18 protein-coding genes are annotated in these 13,968 nt (G+C 46.7%); 5 read left to right on the top strand and 13 right to left on the bottom strand.

The window, feature by feature from the left end:
- Positions 1-46 precede the first annotated feature (46 nt).
- Positions 47-649 (top strand): DUF2628 domain-containing protein, encoded by a 603-nt coding sequence (locus tag ACFQPF_RS17840; protein ID WP_379751512.1) that lies wholly within the window; start codon positions 47-49, stop codon positions 647-649.
- A 454-nt stretch (positions 650-1,103) separates the two neighbouring features.
- Here the strand turns inward: ACFQPF_RS17840 and ACFQPF_RS17835 are convergent, their stop codons facing one another.
- On the bottom strand, positions 1,104-1,373 hold the full coding sequence (locus tag ACFQPF_RS17835; RefSeq protein ID WP_379751510.1) for a YwqI/YxiC family protein: 270 nt from the start codon (positions 1,371-1,373) through the stop codon (positions 1,104-1,106).
- On the bottom strand, positions 1,373-1,801 hold the full coding sequence (locus ACFQPF_RS17830) for a YwqH-like family protein (protein ID WP_379751508.1): 429 nt from the start codon (positions 1,799-1,801) through the stop codon (positions 1,373-1,375). The genes ACFQPF_RS17835 and ACFQPF_RS17830 overlap by 1 nt, the downstream gene beginning before the upstream one ends.
- Positions 1,802-2,006: 205 nt before the next feature.
- Here ACFQPF_RS17830 and ACFQPF_RS17825 point away from each other — a divergent pair, with 205 nt between their 5' ends.
- Positions 2,007-2,624: a DUF4440 domain-containing protein gene (locus tag ACFQPF_RS17825; RefSeq protein WP_379751506.1), complete on the top strand. Its 618-nt coding sequence runs from the start codon at positions 2,007-2,009 to the stop codon at positions 2,622-2,624.
- A gap of 57 nt (positions 2,625-2,681) precedes the next feature.
- On the opposite strand, the gene ACFQPF_RS17820 is transcribed toward ACFQPF_RS17825, so the two are convergent.
- From ACFQPF_RS17820 to ACFQPF_RS17800, 5 genes are all read right to left on the bottom strand, one after another.
- Entirely contained in the window at positions 2,682-3,746 is a 1,065-nt protein-coding gene (locus ACFQPF_RS17820; protein ID WP_379751504.1) for a hypothetical protein, read from the bottom strand.
- 214 nt (positions 3,747-3,960) lie between these two features.
- A complete protein-coding gene (locus ACFQPF_RS17815) occupies positions 3,961-4,098 on the bottom strand; it encodes a hypothetical protein (protein ID WP_379751502.1) in 138 nt (45 codons plus the stop codon).
- Between the two features lie 156 nt (positions 4,099-4,254).
- Entirely contained in the window at positions 4,255-4,821 is a 567-nt protein-coding gene (locus ACFQPF_RS17810) for a M15 family metallopeptidase (protein ID WP_379751500.1), read from the bottom strand.
- Between the two features lie 67 nt (positions 4,822-4,888).
- On the bottom strand, positions 4,889-6,235 hold the full coding sequence (locus ACFQPF_RS17805) for an FAD-binding oxidoreductase (RefSeq protein WP_379751498.1): 1,347 nt from the start codon (positions 6,233-6,235) through the stop codon (positions 4,889-4,891).
- 102 nt (positions 6,236-6,337) lie between these two features.
- Positions 6,338-7,438, bottom strand: coding sequence for a plasmid pRiA4b ORF-3 family protein (locus tag ACFQPF_RS17800; RefSeq protein WP_379751496.1), 1,101 nt, complete (start codon positions 7,436-7,438; stop codon positions 6,338-6,340).
- A gap of 124 nt (positions 7,439-7,562) precedes the next feature.
- On the opposite strand from ACFQPF_RS17800, the gene ACFQPF_RS17795 reads away from it, so the two are divergent.
- Positions 7,563-8,207 carry an SDR family oxidoreductase gene (locus tag ACFQPF_RS17795; RefSeq protein ID WP_379751494.1) on the top strand — a complete coding sequence of 215 codons (645 nt, stop codon included), beginning with the start codon at positions 7,563-7,565 and terminating at the stop codon, positions 8,205-8,207.
- 53 nt (positions 8,208-8,260) lie between these two features.
- On the opposite strand, the gene ACFQPF_RS17790 is transcribed toward ACFQPF_RS17795, so the two are convergent.
- The 6 genes from ACFQPF_RS17790 to ACFQPF_RS17765 all read right to left on the bottom strand — a co-directional run bounded on the left by ACFQPF_RS17790 (position 8,261) and on the right by ACFQPF_RS17765 (position 11,960).
- Positions 8,261-8,647 carry a PepSY domain-containing protein gene (locus ACFQPF_RS17790; protein ID WP_379751492.1) on the bottom strand — a complete coding sequence of 129 codons (387 nt, stop codon included), beginning with the start codon at positions 8,645-8,647 and terminating at the stop codon, positions 8,261-8,263.
- A 242-nt stretch (positions 8,648-8,889) separates the two neighbouring features.
- A complete protein-coding gene (locus ACFQPF_RS17785) occupies positions 8,890-9,120 on the bottom strand; it encodes an excisionase family DNA-binding protein (protein WP_379751763.1) in 231 nt (76 codons plus the stop codon).
- A gap of 50 nt (positions 9,121-9,170) precedes the next feature.
- Positions 9,171-10,112 carry a PDR/VanB family oxidoreductase gene (locus ACFQPF_RS17780; protein WP_379751490.1) on the bottom strand — a complete coding sequence of 314 codons (942 nt, stop codon included), beginning with the start codon at positions 10,110-10,112 and terminating at the stop codon, positions 9,171-9,173.
- Complete coding sequence (locus ACFQPF_RS17775; RefSeq protein WP_379751488.1) at positions 10,096-10,629, bottom strand: histidine phosphatase family protein; 534 nt, start codon at positions 10,627-10,629, stop codon at positions 10,096-10,098. The genes ACFQPF_RS17780 and ACFQPF_RS17775 overlap by 17 nt, the downstream gene beginning before the upstream one ends.
- A gap of 12 nt (positions 10,630-10,641) precedes the next feature.
- Positions 10,642-11,025 carry a hypothetical protein gene (locus ACFQPF_RS17770; protein ID WP_379751486.1) on the bottom strand — a complete coding sequence of 128 codons (384 nt, stop codon included), beginning with the start codon at positions 11,023-11,025 and terminating at the stop codon, positions 10,642-10,644.
- A complete protein-coding gene (locus ACFQPF_RS17765; RefSeq protein WP_379751484.1) occupies positions 11,025-11,960 on the bottom strand; it encodes a heme-dependent oxidative N-demethylase family protein in 936 nt (311 codons plus the stop codon). The genes ACFQPF_RS17770 and ACFQPF_RS17765 overlap by 1 nt, the downstream gene beginning before the upstream one ends.
- Before the next feature lie 119 nt (positions 11,961-12,079).
- Between ACFQPF_RS17765 and ACFQPF_RS17760 the strand changes: the two genes are divergently transcribed.
- Positions 12,080-12,892, top strand: coding sequence for a DUF2785 domain-containing protein (locus tag ACFQPF_RS17760; RefSeq protein ID WP_379751482.1), 813 nt, complete (start codon positions 12,080-12,082; stop codon positions 12,890-12,892).
- Positions 12,892-13,722 (top strand): alpha/beta fold hydrolase, encoded by an 831-nt coding sequence (locus tag ACFQPF_RS17755; RefSeq protein ID WP_379751480.1) that lies wholly within the window; start codon positions 12,892-12,894, stop codon positions 13,720-13,722. Before ACFQPF_RS17760 ends, ACFQPF_RS17755 begins: the two co-directional genes overlap by 1 nt.
- The last annotated feature ends 246 nt before the right edge of the window (positions 13,723-13,968 follow it).

Here is a 13,968-nt window from a genome sequence, read left to right as displayed (position 1 = left end):
TGAAATACCTAGGTATTCATCACTATTTTTAAGGAGGAGTAGCAAGATGGTTTGCAGGCAATGCGGGGTGAAAAGGGAAACGGGCAGTGCATTAAGCTGCCAGCAGTGCGGCGGCGTTTTTTTTCAGAGAAATTATAAGACAGAAATGATGGGCGGTGCATTCAGCGCTAACACCGCGCCTTTGGAAAGCACAGAAAAATTGGCACTCTTTGTCGGCGAAGAGAAGAAAGAGTTTTATTTCAAAAAATGGGAAAAAGAGCGAAATAAAAGGAAGATTACCTGGAACTGGGCAGCGTTTTTCTTAGGTATATTCTGGCTCGGCTATCGAAAGATGTACACCGTTATGGCCATCTTTTTTGCTGTACTCATCGTTTTAGATACGATTGCCTTATTCGTAGGCACGGGAGCTCTCGCGGTGGATCGCGCGATCGCCTCTTCGAGCGCCGCTTTCTTTGGACTGATGGGGAACCGTTTATACAAACAGCATGCAGAGAAAAAAATTAGCGAGATCACAGCTACCTATTCCGACGCCGAACAGCAGCACATCGCCATCAAAAAAGCAGGAGGCACCAGCTGGGCAGGAGTCGGTCTCACCTTTCTGTTTTTAGTCGCATACATCGTTATTTTCACGCTCATGTTTATGATGTAATAGAGTGAGAATCGCCCTGAAACAAGCGTTTCAGGGCGACTTCATTTTACTCTATCGTTTTGTTTCTTACGATTAACGCGATCTCTTACACTCTATTATCTTGAATAAAGATACTTGTTCGTTCTTTCGAAATGAAACGTTTTTGCCAGGTTTGAGTTTGCCCCCAATACTATTGTTTTGTAGTCATAATTTTTTTAGAAGAGTCATAAATGTAGCCTCTTTTTCTCAAGTAATAATATTATTTACCACATCCTGAGTTTGCGCTTTGTAAAATCCTTTGATTGCCTCTGCACCAAGGCCTTGAAAGCCGGAATTGTCTACGATGCTGCTAAACTCTTTTTCAACGCTTTTAACTGTTCTTTCAAAGACTTGTACTGTGATGCCCGATCTTCAACCGCTGCCTGCCATGTAGGTGCTTCATACACTTTGTTTGCCATGTCATGAATGCCTTCTCTTATTTATTCCGAAAAATCGCTTGATCTTGTTTCTTCAGTATTTCAACGTTTGCTTTCGTGTCCTCGATGTTCTTGGTGACAGCCTTTATGTAATCAAGGACCATTTTATGAAGGTTGTTCTCTCGTTCAAGATACTGAGTCGTGAATTGCAGTTGGTTGCGGCCTAACGACGATTCTGACGGCGCGGGCAGACTGACCGCGTCCAATGTCCGCTGTGTTTTCGACAGTTGCTGCGTCACCTCATCAAATTGAAGCTTAATCGTCTGCATTAAAACACCCTCTTTCGTAAATCGTCCAGTTTGCTGCTCAGCTCATCAACGGCATCTTCGCCTTTATCCATCAGCTGGCTCGCCTCATGCGCCAGTCCGCTCGCGATGTTAAGTGCCCCTTTTTGAATGTTTAGGCCTTTGATGATGTTTTCGATCTGCCATTTATAATCATCGTAATCTTCGTTCACAATATCCTTCATCGTGCGGTGCGCTTCTTCACGCAAATCATCAAATTGCGTGGCACGGCTGCCTTTCCAAAATTCATCTAACTCTGGCTCTACTATCTTTCGTATTTCGTTCAAGCTCCTATTCTGTTCCGTGCTGATCTCAGATTTCGCCCGCTGCAGACGTGCAATTTTCTCATCAATATCTGCCGACTGGCTCGAGATGGAACGCACAATATCATTCAATGAATCTGAAAATCCCATGCTATGCCACTCCTTATTTAGACACTTAGATTACCCCAACTATGATAATAGTAAAAAAATGTCATACTAACCATACCCTTTCTTACTAACAATAAAGCCTTTTATAGCCTATTGAAGGAGGACTTTATACCCGAACATTCAAACGTTTTTAATTCGTTATGTGGGGTATCTACTAACCAACATGAATGGGAGAGGATGTGCGCCAATGAGCAGCACGAAATACGGAGCATTGTCAGCAGTGTTTATCGCCAGTATCCTTTTAACAGGGTGCGGAGTGTCTGGCCTGGCCGTTTCAGAAGAAAGAAAGATGATGAATGAAGCTGCAGGAGCTGAAGAAAGTCCTGAGACGGAAACAGAGGAAAAAGTAGCAGCCATTGAAGCGTCTAGTAATGTGGAAGCAGAAAGTGAAGCGGTACCGGACCCCGACCCGTCTTCTAGTGAAGATGCTATTTCGGGTGCAGTGCCTGAAGAGGTGCAGCGCGAAGTAATCGCTGTTTTGCAGGAGCAGATATCCGCTTATAACCGCAGTGATCTCGAAGGCTATATGAGTACACTGAGCAGGGATGCCGTTGGATTTGATTATGAAAAAGAAAAGCAGCACATGCAGGCTGCATTCGAACAGCTCGACAGCACGATGACGCTAACCGAGTTCACGTTTGATCAATATGATGAACAAGGCTTCGTAACTGTTGTGACCTTGGTGGAAGTAGAAACCACTGTGAAGGCAACAGGAAAACGTGTGAAGAACGTGATGCAAAACGCCAACATGTTTCAAAAAGAGCCGGACGGATGGAAGATGTCTGCATCGCTTGTAATGGAATAACCATAGATTAGAAGCCGGTCCCTCTGCTCAGGACCGGCTTCTCATGTTTGTATGCAATCACATATCTCCGCCAAAGATCACAGCGTTTTGCCGGTCTCCGGTAAACGCACGCCCGTTCCACTTCATCGCCGTCTGCATATACCCTATTCCATCTGCATTATACCGCCCGGATATGCTCTGAACCGCCTGCAGCTCGAACGTGCCGTTCCGGTCAAAATCAATCGGGTACAGCCCCGAAACGGGCGACACCCAGCCAACAACCGGCTGCTTTAATGTGCCGTTCGGATTGTATACTTCAGAAAGATATTCCTTCCCTTTATACTGCAGATCAATCACGTATTTCTGCCTAAAGTTCAAGCTCAGCACTTGCGCTTTATAGTTGTTCACATACCGCACATCATATTGATACTGTGCGTTAAAGTCATCCGAATCAAATATTTGCATCAAGCGTCCGTTCAAATCGGAGAAAACATACGCATAAATCATCCCCCCGCTGCCGCCGGAGTCAATCGTCACGAGGATATCGTTCACCCGGTTGCCGGTAAAATCACCAAGAAACAATGTCGGGTTATATCCGCTGTTCTCTTTTAATGCCACACTCTGATACTGCGCTGTCTTGCCATTTTGTATGTTAAGCGTAATGTTCTGCAAATACGGACTGTCCGGCGTCTGATCGGCGGTAATAAACACATTATCCGGATACCCGTCCCCCGACACATCCCCCTCTTTCGCCGTGATGACCGCCCGCCTCATGTTGTTACCATAACTGGGGTACGGTACGCGGCTTCCATCATTGAAGCCAAAAGCCGCTGCAGAAGAAGGCCATGGATGAGTGTAGTTATAGTTGTAGCCGTAGTTAACATAACTGGGGTACGGTACAGAATGCCCATTGTGCAACCAGCTTGACGTGTTAGTGGCTGCTGGCTGCGGTTCATAGTTACTTGCTTTTTTTGCTGTCTCTTTAGCGTACGAAGATGGTGCTGGATAAGGCACCACACGCGGCATGACGAGATACGCTGCGTCAAACGCGGCTGTGTCAGCATTCGGTTCACTTTGATAGGTACTATAGGAGGGATCATGCATCTGGCGGGGCATAATCGTGCCGTAATAGTTAAACATCATCGTTAAGTCACCTGCCTAGTTCGGTTGCAACCAGTATATGCAGGGCGATTGTCCAATGACTGCGGGGATTGATGAGGATCAGGCACTAGCCGTAACAGGGGTACGGTACTTTTTCATATGAAGACCTTGTGAGTTGACGGCGGCATAAGGATTCAAGCCATTTCGCTCGATTTTTTCAAGCTTGCGCGCGGTTCTTGTTGCAATGCGAGCGGGTTCAAACCATTTTCGCGCTAAGCGAGTTAAACCATGACTTCACATAAGGTGCGGCATAGATCATTTTCAGCTTGCGCGCCAATGCAACGGATCTGCGCGCCGTACGATGAAAATGCGCGCGGCTATCTATGGCTTTCACACCGTCTCACCCATCATTCGCGCCGTTCCACAGTTGCGCGCCAGACGAATAAGCTTGCGCGCGGGTTTCCCTTCAATTCGAGCGGCTTCACAACGTCATTTCAGCTGTGCGCGCCAATCCAGCCTCACCCTCCTACAGAATTAGTGAACACTACACCTATTCACTCACCTTCGGACGCCTCCCAAGCTGCAGCTCATAAATGCTCAAGCCAAAGTCCATCTGAAAGTGAGGATAATCTTTAAAGTCGCCGAAGATTTCGCCGCCGCCCCATTCAAATCCAAGATCTTTTCCGATATCGGCCACTTCCATCCAGTCGGACTTTCCGTTTTTGTTGCCATCGCGCTCAAGATCCCATACGGCTTCTCCCGCTTCATTTTGCAGGGCAAAATCAAAGGCCAGTCCGTAATTATGATACGACTCGCCGGCATCGGCATGTGTCACGATGCTTCCCGGCTTTGTCCTTCCTTTTGCATACAATTCCTCCTGCTCGGCAGCTGATCGGAAATCGCTTGTAATCATGATCGGAATGCCCTTTTTCGCGGCCTCCCTCACAAGCTGATCTCGTTTTTCTGCTACGACCGGGTGCATTCCTTTTGGCATTGAACGGTCCCAATATTTCAGCTCAAAATGATACAGCAAGGCGAATGCCGCACCGAAAAACAAGAGTACATACAGCCATGTTTTCTTCTTCTTTTTTCGCGTTCTCATTCGTGATGAAGCCATTTCTCTCCTCCATATACCTAGACAAGCCTAAGACGGCCCGGATTGAGCCGCCTTATGTCTTCTCTGTTTACCCGTTAATTCCCTGCGGAAACGTGAATACTTGGAAAGGGTCGTATTTTTCGTTCACTTCTCGTAGCCGTTCGGCATTTCGGCCATAATAGGCTTTTTCATAATTTTTCAGCTTGTTGTATGGGAAATTAACGAAAGACCCTTTTGTCATCGAGCGGATATATTGAAACCGCGGCTCTAGCCATTCCTTGTTTTCACGGGCGAAGGCATCCTCCTCCCAAACGGTCTGTATCCCCATGATGTATCGTGCTTCGCGGTAGTAGAATGCCGTTTCTTTTTTGCCGATATCCCGTATTCTTCCGCCTAGAGCGTACACGGTGACGGCTGCGAAAACGGACCCTTGTGGCGGTTTTTGAATCGTGCCCGCGATGCGGCTGATCTCTTTTGCATCATAATCGCGGTACACGAAGCGCCCGGTCGATTTAAACTTTTCATACGGCGGATAAGAGTCCATCACGATCGTGACCGCCTCAAGGAACGAGACGTATTGTGCGGTCACATCGATCCCTATGTCTGAAAAAGCTTTGAGCAGCTGCTTCGCGTTTTCTGAATCACCGTAAAAGATGCCGCGGCCGAAAATCGCCAGCCCTTCTTCTGCCGAGTTGTAGATCGATACATTCAGCGTCATCCGGATATCGAGCTTCTTCAGCCATTCTTGCCATACTGCTAAAAACTGTTCCTGCAGCTGTTTCGTAGCATTAGGAGCATAAAGCTGCACTAGCGTCACGTTCCCTGTTTTCGGCGGCAGCCGGTACGTCAAGGAAACCACAACACCGAAGTTCCCACCCCCCGCACCTCTAAACGCCCAGAACAAGTCTTCATTTTCATTCGCACTCGCTTTAACCAGCTTGCCTTCATAATTGATCATCGCGACTTCCAGCAATTGATCGCTGCCGAGACCAAAAAGGCGGCTCGACATGCCCCATCCGGCTCCGAGCGTGAATCCCGCCACGCCGACAGTTGGACACGTCCCGCCCGGAAACGGATAGCCAAGCTTGCCGACCGCGTTATATAGCTCTCGGTTGCGCACACCCGATTGTATGCGCACCAAGCGCTCATTTTCGTTAATATAAATGTTCGTTAAACGGCTGATATCAATTACAAGCACACCGTTTCCGACCGAATAGCCTTCATAATGATGCCCGCCAGAACGAATGCGGATCTTTGCCTCGTTCTTTCGCGCCCAAAGAATCGCGTTCTGCACGTCCCTTACGGATTCACAATAAACAATTACGCAAGGAAACTTCTGAATCGCACGGTTCCATTCCTGCCGTGCCTCTTCATATTGCGGATCATCAGGCGTGACGACCTCGCCTGTCAGCCCTCTTACATCCTTCATCATCATCACCTCTATGATTATGTATGAGGATGAGGGATTGGCCTATGCCTGTTTGAGGGCGTGTTGAACCGCCTTTTTTAAGAAGTACCGGACCCGGCTAGTGGTTGCTCAGCACTTCACTTTGTTCATTCTGCGCTGGATCTCTTTTACATCAAAGTGTGCGGGATCAAACACACGGCCTTTTTTATCTTTTCCAATCCATGTGGTGATGTGTTCATAATCTTCATGGTTAGGATTAGATAGAACGTCGAGGATATAGCTGTATCCCGGTACACCTCCCGAGTCTTCGGGTGGTCCGTTCCGCTCGCCATCCAGCAGCTTTGCCGTTTTCAAGTCTTCGGTTAACGTAATTTTATCTTCCACCTTGATTTCATGGCGCCAAGAGTCACCGAAATCATATTCGTACATCAATTGCTTTTCTTCTTGAAAATACACGTCAATTTTCTCCGCTATAGGATGCTTGACCGGCACATCAGAGTGAGGGTAGGGGTCCGGTACGCGGATAAGACAATTTTTCATCTCAAACTGAAACAGGTGATACTCTTCCCATCCAAAGGCAGCTTGAATGATTTTGTGCAGCCTCTGAAACGTGATGCCGCTCGGTACGAGAATTCTTCTCCATATCACACGCTCCGTCATTTCGAGCGTGATTTTCAGCTGAAAAAAGTCTCGTTCCTCTTTTTTAAAATCACCCTCAGCAGGAAGCTCGCTGCTGTATAGAGCATCCTCCATATGATCACGAGAATATAGCTTCGGCAGCTTCATAATAAATTCGTTTAATCTATAATTGATGACGGAAAGGTCCGGTTCTGCTCCACGCAGCAAATAATGATCAAGCAGCCGCTCTGCAAAATCGAGGTTTTGAATCATCTGGCTAGTCACACTGCGGTCACTCGTTTGGGCAAACGCGACATCTCCAAGGTTTTCCATATATCGCCTAACAGCGTCCGGTTTAATTTTATTATCCAATAGTGACTGCTCGATTCCTTGTGTGACAGTCTCTCCAAAATTCTTGAAATCCTTGCTTTTCAATCCGTATAGCAAAAAATTAAAACGTGTGAAGTTGTTCATCACAAGCACGCATTTTCGCCTGTTATACAAAAACACATTCGCATGCCAGCAAAAGAGCGGATGCACACGGGATACATCCTCTTTTGAAACATCTATTTTCATTTCTTGTGAAAGTTTTTTGGTGACTTGTATAAACAAATGAATCTCTCCTTTAAAGTAGCTCCTGCCTGCTTTGTACCTTAAGCATAACATTTGCGGTGCCATTTTATGTTTGAAATACTATGGTCCTGGTGAATCCTTTAAGTAAAGGAGTGTTGATAGCATGAATGTATTGTTAGTAGGCGCAAACGGCCAGATCGGACGTCAGCTGGCTGAACTGCTGGCATCCAGTGAAAAACATGATGTGACGGCGATGATCCGGAAACCCGAGCAAGCTGAAGAGTTGGAGAGTTTTGGAGCGAAAACCGTACTCGCTGATTTAGAAGGAAGCGTGTCTGATCTCGCACAAGCGGCAAAAGGCTGTGACGCGATTGTGTTCAGCGCAGGTTCAGGTGGCAGCACGGGCCATGATAAAACGCTGCTGATCGACCTGGACGGGGCGGCCAAAATGGTGGAGGCTGCACAGCAGGCCGGAATCAAGCGCTTTGTGATGGTCAGCGCACTGCAGGCACATAAACGCGAGAACTGGAATGCCGAGTTACGCCCGTACTATGTGGCGAAGCATTATGCCGACAAAATTCTGGAGCAGAGCGGGCTGACGTACACGATTATCCGTCCTGGCGGGTTGCTGAACGAGCCTGGGACAGGTAAGGTCAAGGCTGGCAGCGATTTAGAACGCGGAACCATTCCGCGTGAAGACGTCGCTCAAACCATCTTTGCAGTACTTGATCAAGAGAACACCTTTAACCGCGGATTTGATTTGTTATCCGGCGAAACATCCATTGATGAAGCATTGAAAAACCTATAAAAAAAATAAGATGACATCACAAACGGTGAATCCGTCTCTGTGGTGTCATCTTTTTATGGCTTTAGCCATTCCGCCTTCTTTTCAGCCTCTTCATCCTCTGCGACGTTTACGATCTTTCCGTCGCTCGCTTTTAAGGTGACTTCTTTAAACGTTTGTCCGTCATAAATGACCACGTCGTACACGATGCTGGATTCAGTCTGATCAAGCTCCGTTTGTACGACTTGTCCTGAAACCATCTTACAAGCAATTTTTTGCGCTTCCTCTTTTGTTACCTGTACTTTCTGTTCCCATTCTTTTTGCAAATCTTTTTCAATATCCTCTTTGTTCCCATGAAGGGTGTCCACTTTAATAAAATTCAATGGACTATATGAAGAAGCTGCCGTGATGCCAGCTCCTGTAATGACCAAAGCGGCACTTACAGCCATCCAAGACTTTTTCATACATTCCCTTCCCCCCGTCCGAAAGAAACTACTCGAGCTAATTATATCGATATAATGTAATAAACATATTTTAGTTAGATTAGAGTTATGTGACAAAAAGATTGCAGGGGATTTTGGAGTATCCTCTTTTGGGGTCCGGTACGTTCTTTCTAAAGGAGCCTGAAAATCGGATAATCCTTTAAAAAGTACCGGACCCCAGAACTTATATCCAATAAAAGAAGACTAAGCCGCCGATTGGAGGGTTAGTCTTCGTCTTTCGCGTCCCAGTCCTCGGGGATGGGTTCGCTCAAGTATTCTTCTACTTCTTTTTTGTATTTTTCCATCTGGTCAAGATGGCCGTTAAACTGCTCTTTGTAGATTAAATATTGCACGCCGTCGTGGATCGCACGAATCTTTTTGTTCTGCACTTGGCTTTCAATGTACGATTCTGGCAGTGACAGGTATTCGGCTGTTTCTTTTATCGTTAAATACATCATCATCTCTCCTGTTGAACGTTCCTGCCTCCACGTTACCGCATTTCGCCCTATATCTCAATCCCGAGGATAGGTGTTTTGGCACGCGACACACAAGTGAGGATAACATTTTGCGCCGTGCGTTCTTCCTCTGATAGAAATTCGTCACGATGGTCAACGATTCCAAACGACACGCGCACCTCACATGTACCGCAGCGTCCGGCGCGGCACGAGTGCGGTGCCTTCACCCCTGCATCCAGCAGCATATCAAGCAAAGATCGATCAGCCGGCACTGAAATTTGTCTGCCATCGCTCAATTCTGACGTAAAAGGTGTGCTATCGTGTGAAATTGGAGGTGAAAACCGTTCGCTGTGAACGTTATGCGATGGAAATCCAACATTACTAGCACCATATGTAAACTCCGTGATAAACCTGTCAGGACCGCACAGATACACATTCGTGCCGACTAAGTGCTGCCTCAACACTTCACTGTTCATGCGGCACCCTTCATTGGAAAAATAAAACGTACATTTCTCAGGATAGTCTCGCAGCAGTCTTTTGTAAAACGCACACTGTTCGCGCGAGCGTGCCGCATAATGCAGCTCAAACGGCTTAGCACTCTTTTCAGCTTCTTTCATCAATGAAAGCACCGGCGTAATGCCAATGCCTGCTGCATAAAAGACGTGGCGTTTTGCTCGGTGACTCAGCTGAAAATAATTTTTCGGACTGCTGATGTTCAGGGTATCACCAGTTTTTACATGATGGTGAAAGTAGTGCGAACCACCTTTAGACTGAGGGTGCAGCTGGACCGCGATCTCATATTCGCCTTTCTCATACGAAGTCAGCGAATAGCGGCGCTGCAGGCCGTTGTTTAAGTATGTCACCACATGTGATCCGCCGCAAAAAGGCGGCAGGGCATCACCGCTGCATGACTGCAGTGTGAACCGCTTCACCATCGGTGTCTCGTCAACAATAGCCGCCACTCTGACCGGAATGTTATCGCTCAAAAACATACACTTCACCATTTTTCGGTTTGCCGATTCTTGGCCCCGCAAACCCAAGCTTCAATAATTCTTTTCGCATGAACATCATAATTCCACCATGGCCGACGATCAGCACATCTTCATCGCTTTTAAGGATTTTCTCTAACGCGCGGCGGATTCGTACCATCACTTGGATTCGGCTTTCGGGCTGTGAAGGATGGTTAAAGTACCAGGCGCCGCGTATGAAAAACAGATGCAGTGCGAAAGGAAGCTTTTGTTTTGTTTCGAACAAAGGAAGCATGCGGATCTCCCGCAGCTCCTCCATTAACACCACATCACCTTGGAACACTTTGTTCGCCGTGTATTCTGCACGCGAAAGGTCGCTTGCAAAACACCGCTTCCAATTCACGCCACGCAGATGCACCTCGTTTTCAATCACACAGGACGCGTCGTACTCATCCACCCATCGCAGTAATTCATCCGACGAAACCCTCTGAGCAGGATAACCGCGTTTTACCTCGAAATGCCGTACTAAGCCAATCTTCATCGATTCTGCCTCCTATTTAAAAACCGGATAAGCCAAATAAGCGTCATGAAGTGTTGAGTAATGATCAGACAAATCAAGGATCAGGCCGCAGCTGGCGCATTGCACATCACTCGTTCCAATAGCATGACAGCGGCAACAGAAGACGCGCTGCTCTTTTTCGCCATACCCGATATATTCTGAATGTTCGTCTGAAAATCCAGCAGCCTCCGCCGCTTTTCGCACTTTTTTAAGCTGTTTCCACGGTAAAGCAACGTGCAGGGTAGTTCCCATTTTTTGCTGTGACAAGGTTTCGCCAAGACTGTCATCGAGCGGCAGCCATTCGACCGACATACTGTGCTGGAAGATATGGCGCAATACCGTTATTCCTTGTTCATCTGTGATCACGATTTTTTTCATCACTCTTTCTCCAAATATGCCAGCACAGCCTGTCTGTATTTTCCGATGCCTTTATAGTTCGCGATATGATGTGGCAGCTCTTTTATCATCTCGTAAAATTGCCTCTTCCACTCCAGATTTTCGCAAAACCTTTCAAGCGAGAGGATGTGTGTGTGAATGGTGAAAAGGATACTGTGAGTTTGTGGCAATCGGAACAGCTTCTGTACTTCAACTCGCAAGTGGACGAGTTTGCCGGCATTATTGCTGGTTACCGTTTTTCTGAGCTTTCCCCACTCATCAAACGTCTCAAGCGAAGTATCGAGCCTGTCTCCGGCCATGAGCGACCAGTTTTTCCGCTCCCACGGACTTCCTGCCTCCATCCGCAGAAGAAATTTTAACATGCGGCTGTCCATCTTTTCTTCCTTAAATCTAGGAATTGGATGATGAATTTGGCTGAACTTCATGCCTATGTTAAAAGCGAGTGACCAATTCGCCGGAAAACAAAGCTGGCCTGCATCCAAATACAGATCGCCATCACGCTGCATCATGAGCAAGAGATCTTCCTGCACCTGACGGCCGACGAAATCAAGCGGTTCTACACTCAGGCTTTCGTTATCGCCGTATGTAAAGGTGTGCGTCTCGTTTAGCAGCGTGTTGCGGAATGTCCACACCTCCCCCTTTTTAGTGAGTGAAAAGTGGGTCGGTTCTGCGGATGCTAAATGCTCTAACACGATGGCCGCCGCCTCCCACTGTGCTTCGACAGAATGCGGAAGTGATTGAAAACAGCGAGATGGATATTGTCTTAACAGCTTTCGTTTTAACGCCATTTCTTCATGGTAATTGTCTGTAATCTCCACACTTACCGGCTTATTCATCTGCACGGAATTATTCGAATAACGGTACACATCCTCTTTAAACGGATACGGAAAACGTTCCAGTGTTCCCGTCCACACCATGTAGTTTCCTCCAATTAAACAGACTGAATATTCTTATTATTTTATTGTACCCCTTCTGTTATTACTCTGAAAAGGAATTCTGCCATTTTTATGGAATTCAGTTAGAGAGGTGAAAGTGAATGTTAACAGAAGCAACTAGGTTAAAAGAAAGATTGCAAGACTTGGGCGGTAATCTTGTTCAGAAGGAAGAAGCCTTTGAACTCGCTTTAGAGATGATGCAGCATATCGGAGATACAGATCCTGATCTCCGCGACAAACTCATCTATACAAAGATGTTTCATATGATAAAAGCTCAGTTGTTTACAAACAGCGAGCTGGAACACTTATTAATCTTGAGTGTAGACGATCAGCATCTTTTTTTCAGACTGGGTGAAGAGGGTACCGATTCTGTATTTACCCGCACGTTCTCTGTTCTGATCACAGCGCTTGTGCTGAACCGTCATAATGAAAATCCGTTTTTGTCTGACGCTGTTTTTCAGGAAGTGAAGAGCAGGGTGTTTCAGTATGCGCGCCGCGAGCGCGATATACGCGGATATGTGGAGCACCAAGGATGGGCGCACTCAGTCGCGCATATGGCGGATTGTTTGGACGAGCTGGCGCTTAATGAGGCAGCGGGTAAAGATGATTTGACGGAGATCCTTCACATCGCTCAGCAAAAAATGATGGAATCGAGGCTGGTTTTTGATACAGAAGAGGACGAGCGTATGGCCACTGCTGTCGTGATGGTGTTGAAGCGCGGCCTTCATTCATACGAAGAGCTTATTGCATGGCTTGAGAGCTGGAGCGACTACAAGAAAACCGAAGACTACAACGAGAATTTCACTGTTAAAATTAATGCTAAGCACTTTTTGCGGTGCTTGTATTTCAGACTGAATGGCGTTTCATCTGGAGTCACCCGTGAGGACATCGAGAACGTGCTGGTGAAGCTGTAATGGAATTTCGCGTCGGAGAAGATACGCTTTTTTATGAGATAGAAGGCAGCGGACATCCGGTAGTTTTTTTGCACTCTATGGGTACAGACCACCGCTCCATGAAGTCATGGATGGAGCCAGTTTTGGATGAGAGCAGCGGTGTTCAACGAATTTATGTGGACATTCCGGCACATGGACGGAGCAATTGTCACAGTGTGCGGTCAACACAAGACATAGTGAATTTGTTTGTGAGGTTTGTTGATGAGGTCATCCCGGACGGCCGCTTTTCACTTGCAGGCCATTCGTTTGGTGGATATCTTGCGCAAGGGGTATTCAGCGCGCGTGTTGAACGCGCAGCTGGAATCTGCCTGATTGCTCCTGTTCTTCATCTGCGTGAGAGGACTTTGCCGGAAAAAGTAGTGAAAATTAAAGATGAAGCGTGTTTGCGTGAAGTGGATGCTGATATCCGGCAGGCGTTTGAAACACTGATGGTATATCAGACTAGAGAAAATTTAGAGACCTTTTTTAATGAAGTTCAGCCAGGGCGGGCGCTTTTAGACCGTAGCTTCATCGCATCCAACTGGCGGGAGGACGGCTACTTTTTACGTGAAGATCCGTTGGGTGACGGCGTTTATGAACACCCTGCCCTCTTTATCGCTGGCAAGCTCGATGCAATCACAGGCTTTGAAGACTGCTCGTTTTTAACTAACAAGTTCTCGAACAGCACATTCGCTGTCCTGGAGGACGCCGGCCATCTGATGACGATTGAGAAGCGAGCTGAAGTTCAGTCACTCGTTAAGGATTGGGCTATGAAATGTATGAGCGCTACAGGAATGAAGGTACAATTGTAACGTTACAAACTCCACCGGTTGATTGGTGGAATTTTTTGTTTGCATGCAGCCATATTTACGTTAATCATGACAATATCGGCCGCTCGACTCTTTACAGTCCTTATAATTAGCCGTCTTTTGTTGAAAAAATGTATGGTTAATTAGCCAATACAACACTTTTTACAATTCTTACAACACTTTTGGGTTTTTTCACAACAAGATTTAAAATGGTTAAAGCAACATTTAGATTTGTTACATCATTTCAGC

This window comes from Fictibacillus iocasae, from assembly GCF_042665465.1.
GTDB classification, from domain to species: domain Bacteria; phylum Bacillota; class Bacilli; order Bacillales; family Fictibacillaceae; genus Fictibacillus; species Fictibacillus iocasae.
The sequence above is the reverse complement of the archived record's forward strand: the minus strand, read 5'-3'. Positions and strand labels throughout refer to the sequence as shown.

Excerpts from the sequence above, each read along its gene's own strand:
- ACFQPF_RS17780 (WP_379751490.1), bottom strand. The coding sequence starts at position 10,112 with ATGTTTTTGAGCGATAACATTCCGGTCAGAGTGGCGGCTATTGTTGAC.
- ACFQPF_RS17810 (WP_379751500.1), bottom strand. The coding sequence starts at position 4,821 with ATGGCTTCATCACGAATGAGAACGCGAAAAAAGAAGAAGAAAACATGG.
- ACFQPF_RS17775 (WP_379751488.1), bottom strand. The coding sequence starts at position 10,629 with ATGAAGATTGGCTTAGTACGGCATTTCGAGGTAAAACGCGGTTATCCT.
- ACFQPF_RS17755 (WP_379751480.1), top strand. The coding sequence starts at position 12,892 with ATGGAATTTCGCGTCGGAGAAGATACGCTTTTTTATGAGATAGAAGGC.
- ACFQPF_RS17830 (WP_379751508.1), bottom strand. The coding sequence starts at position 1,801 with ATGGGATTTTCAGATTCATTGAATGATATTGTGCGTTCCATCTCGAGC.
- ACFQPF_RS17840 (WP_379751512.1), top strand. The coding sequence starts at position 47 with ATGGTTTGCAGGCAATGCGGGGTGAAAAGGGAAACGGGCAGTGCATTA.
- ACFQPF_RS17785 (WP_379751763.1), bottom strand. The coding sequence starts at position 9,120 with ATGTATTTAACGATAAAAGAAACAGCCGAATACCTGTCACTGCCAGAA.
- ACFQPF_RS17790 (WP_379751492.1), bottom strand. The coding sequence starts at position 8,647 with ATGAAAAAGTCTTGGATGGCTGTAAGTGCCGCTTTGGTCATTACAGGA.
- ACFQPF_RS17795 (WP_379751494.1), top strand. The coding sequence starts at position 7,563 with ATGAATGTATTGTTAGTAGGCGCAAACGGCCAGATCGGACGTCAGCTG.
- ACFQPF_RS17835 (WP_379751510.1), bottom strand. The coding sequence starts at position 1,373 with ATGCAGACGATTAAGCTTCAATTTGATGAGGTGACGCAGCAACTGTCG.
- ACFQPF_RS17825 (WP_379751506.1), top strand. The coding sequence starts at position 2,007 with ATGAGCAGCACGAAATACGGAGCATTGTCAGCAGTGTTTATCGCCAGT.
- ACFQPF_RS17770 (WP_379751486.1), bottom strand. The coding sequence starts at position 11,025 with ATGAAAAAAATCGTGATCACAGATGAACAAGGAATAACGGTATTGCGC.
- ACFQPF_RS17820 (WP_379751504.1), bottom strand. The coding sequence starts at position 3,746 with ATGATGTTTAACTATTACGGCACGATTATGCCCCGCCAGATGCATGAT.
- ACFQPF_RS17805 (WP_379751498.1), bottom strand. The coding sequence starts at position 6,235 with ATGATGATGAAGGATGTAAGAGGGCTGACAGGCGAGGTCGTCACGCCT.
- ACFQPF_RS17760 (WP_379751482.1), top strand. The coding sequence starts at position 12,080 with ATGTTAACAGAAGCAACTAGGTTAAAAGAAAGATTGCAAGACTTGGGC.
- ACFQPF_RS17765 (WP_379751484.1), bottom strand. The coding sequence starts at position 11,960 with ATGGTGTGGACGGGAACACTGGAACGTTTTCCGTATCCGTTTAAAGAG.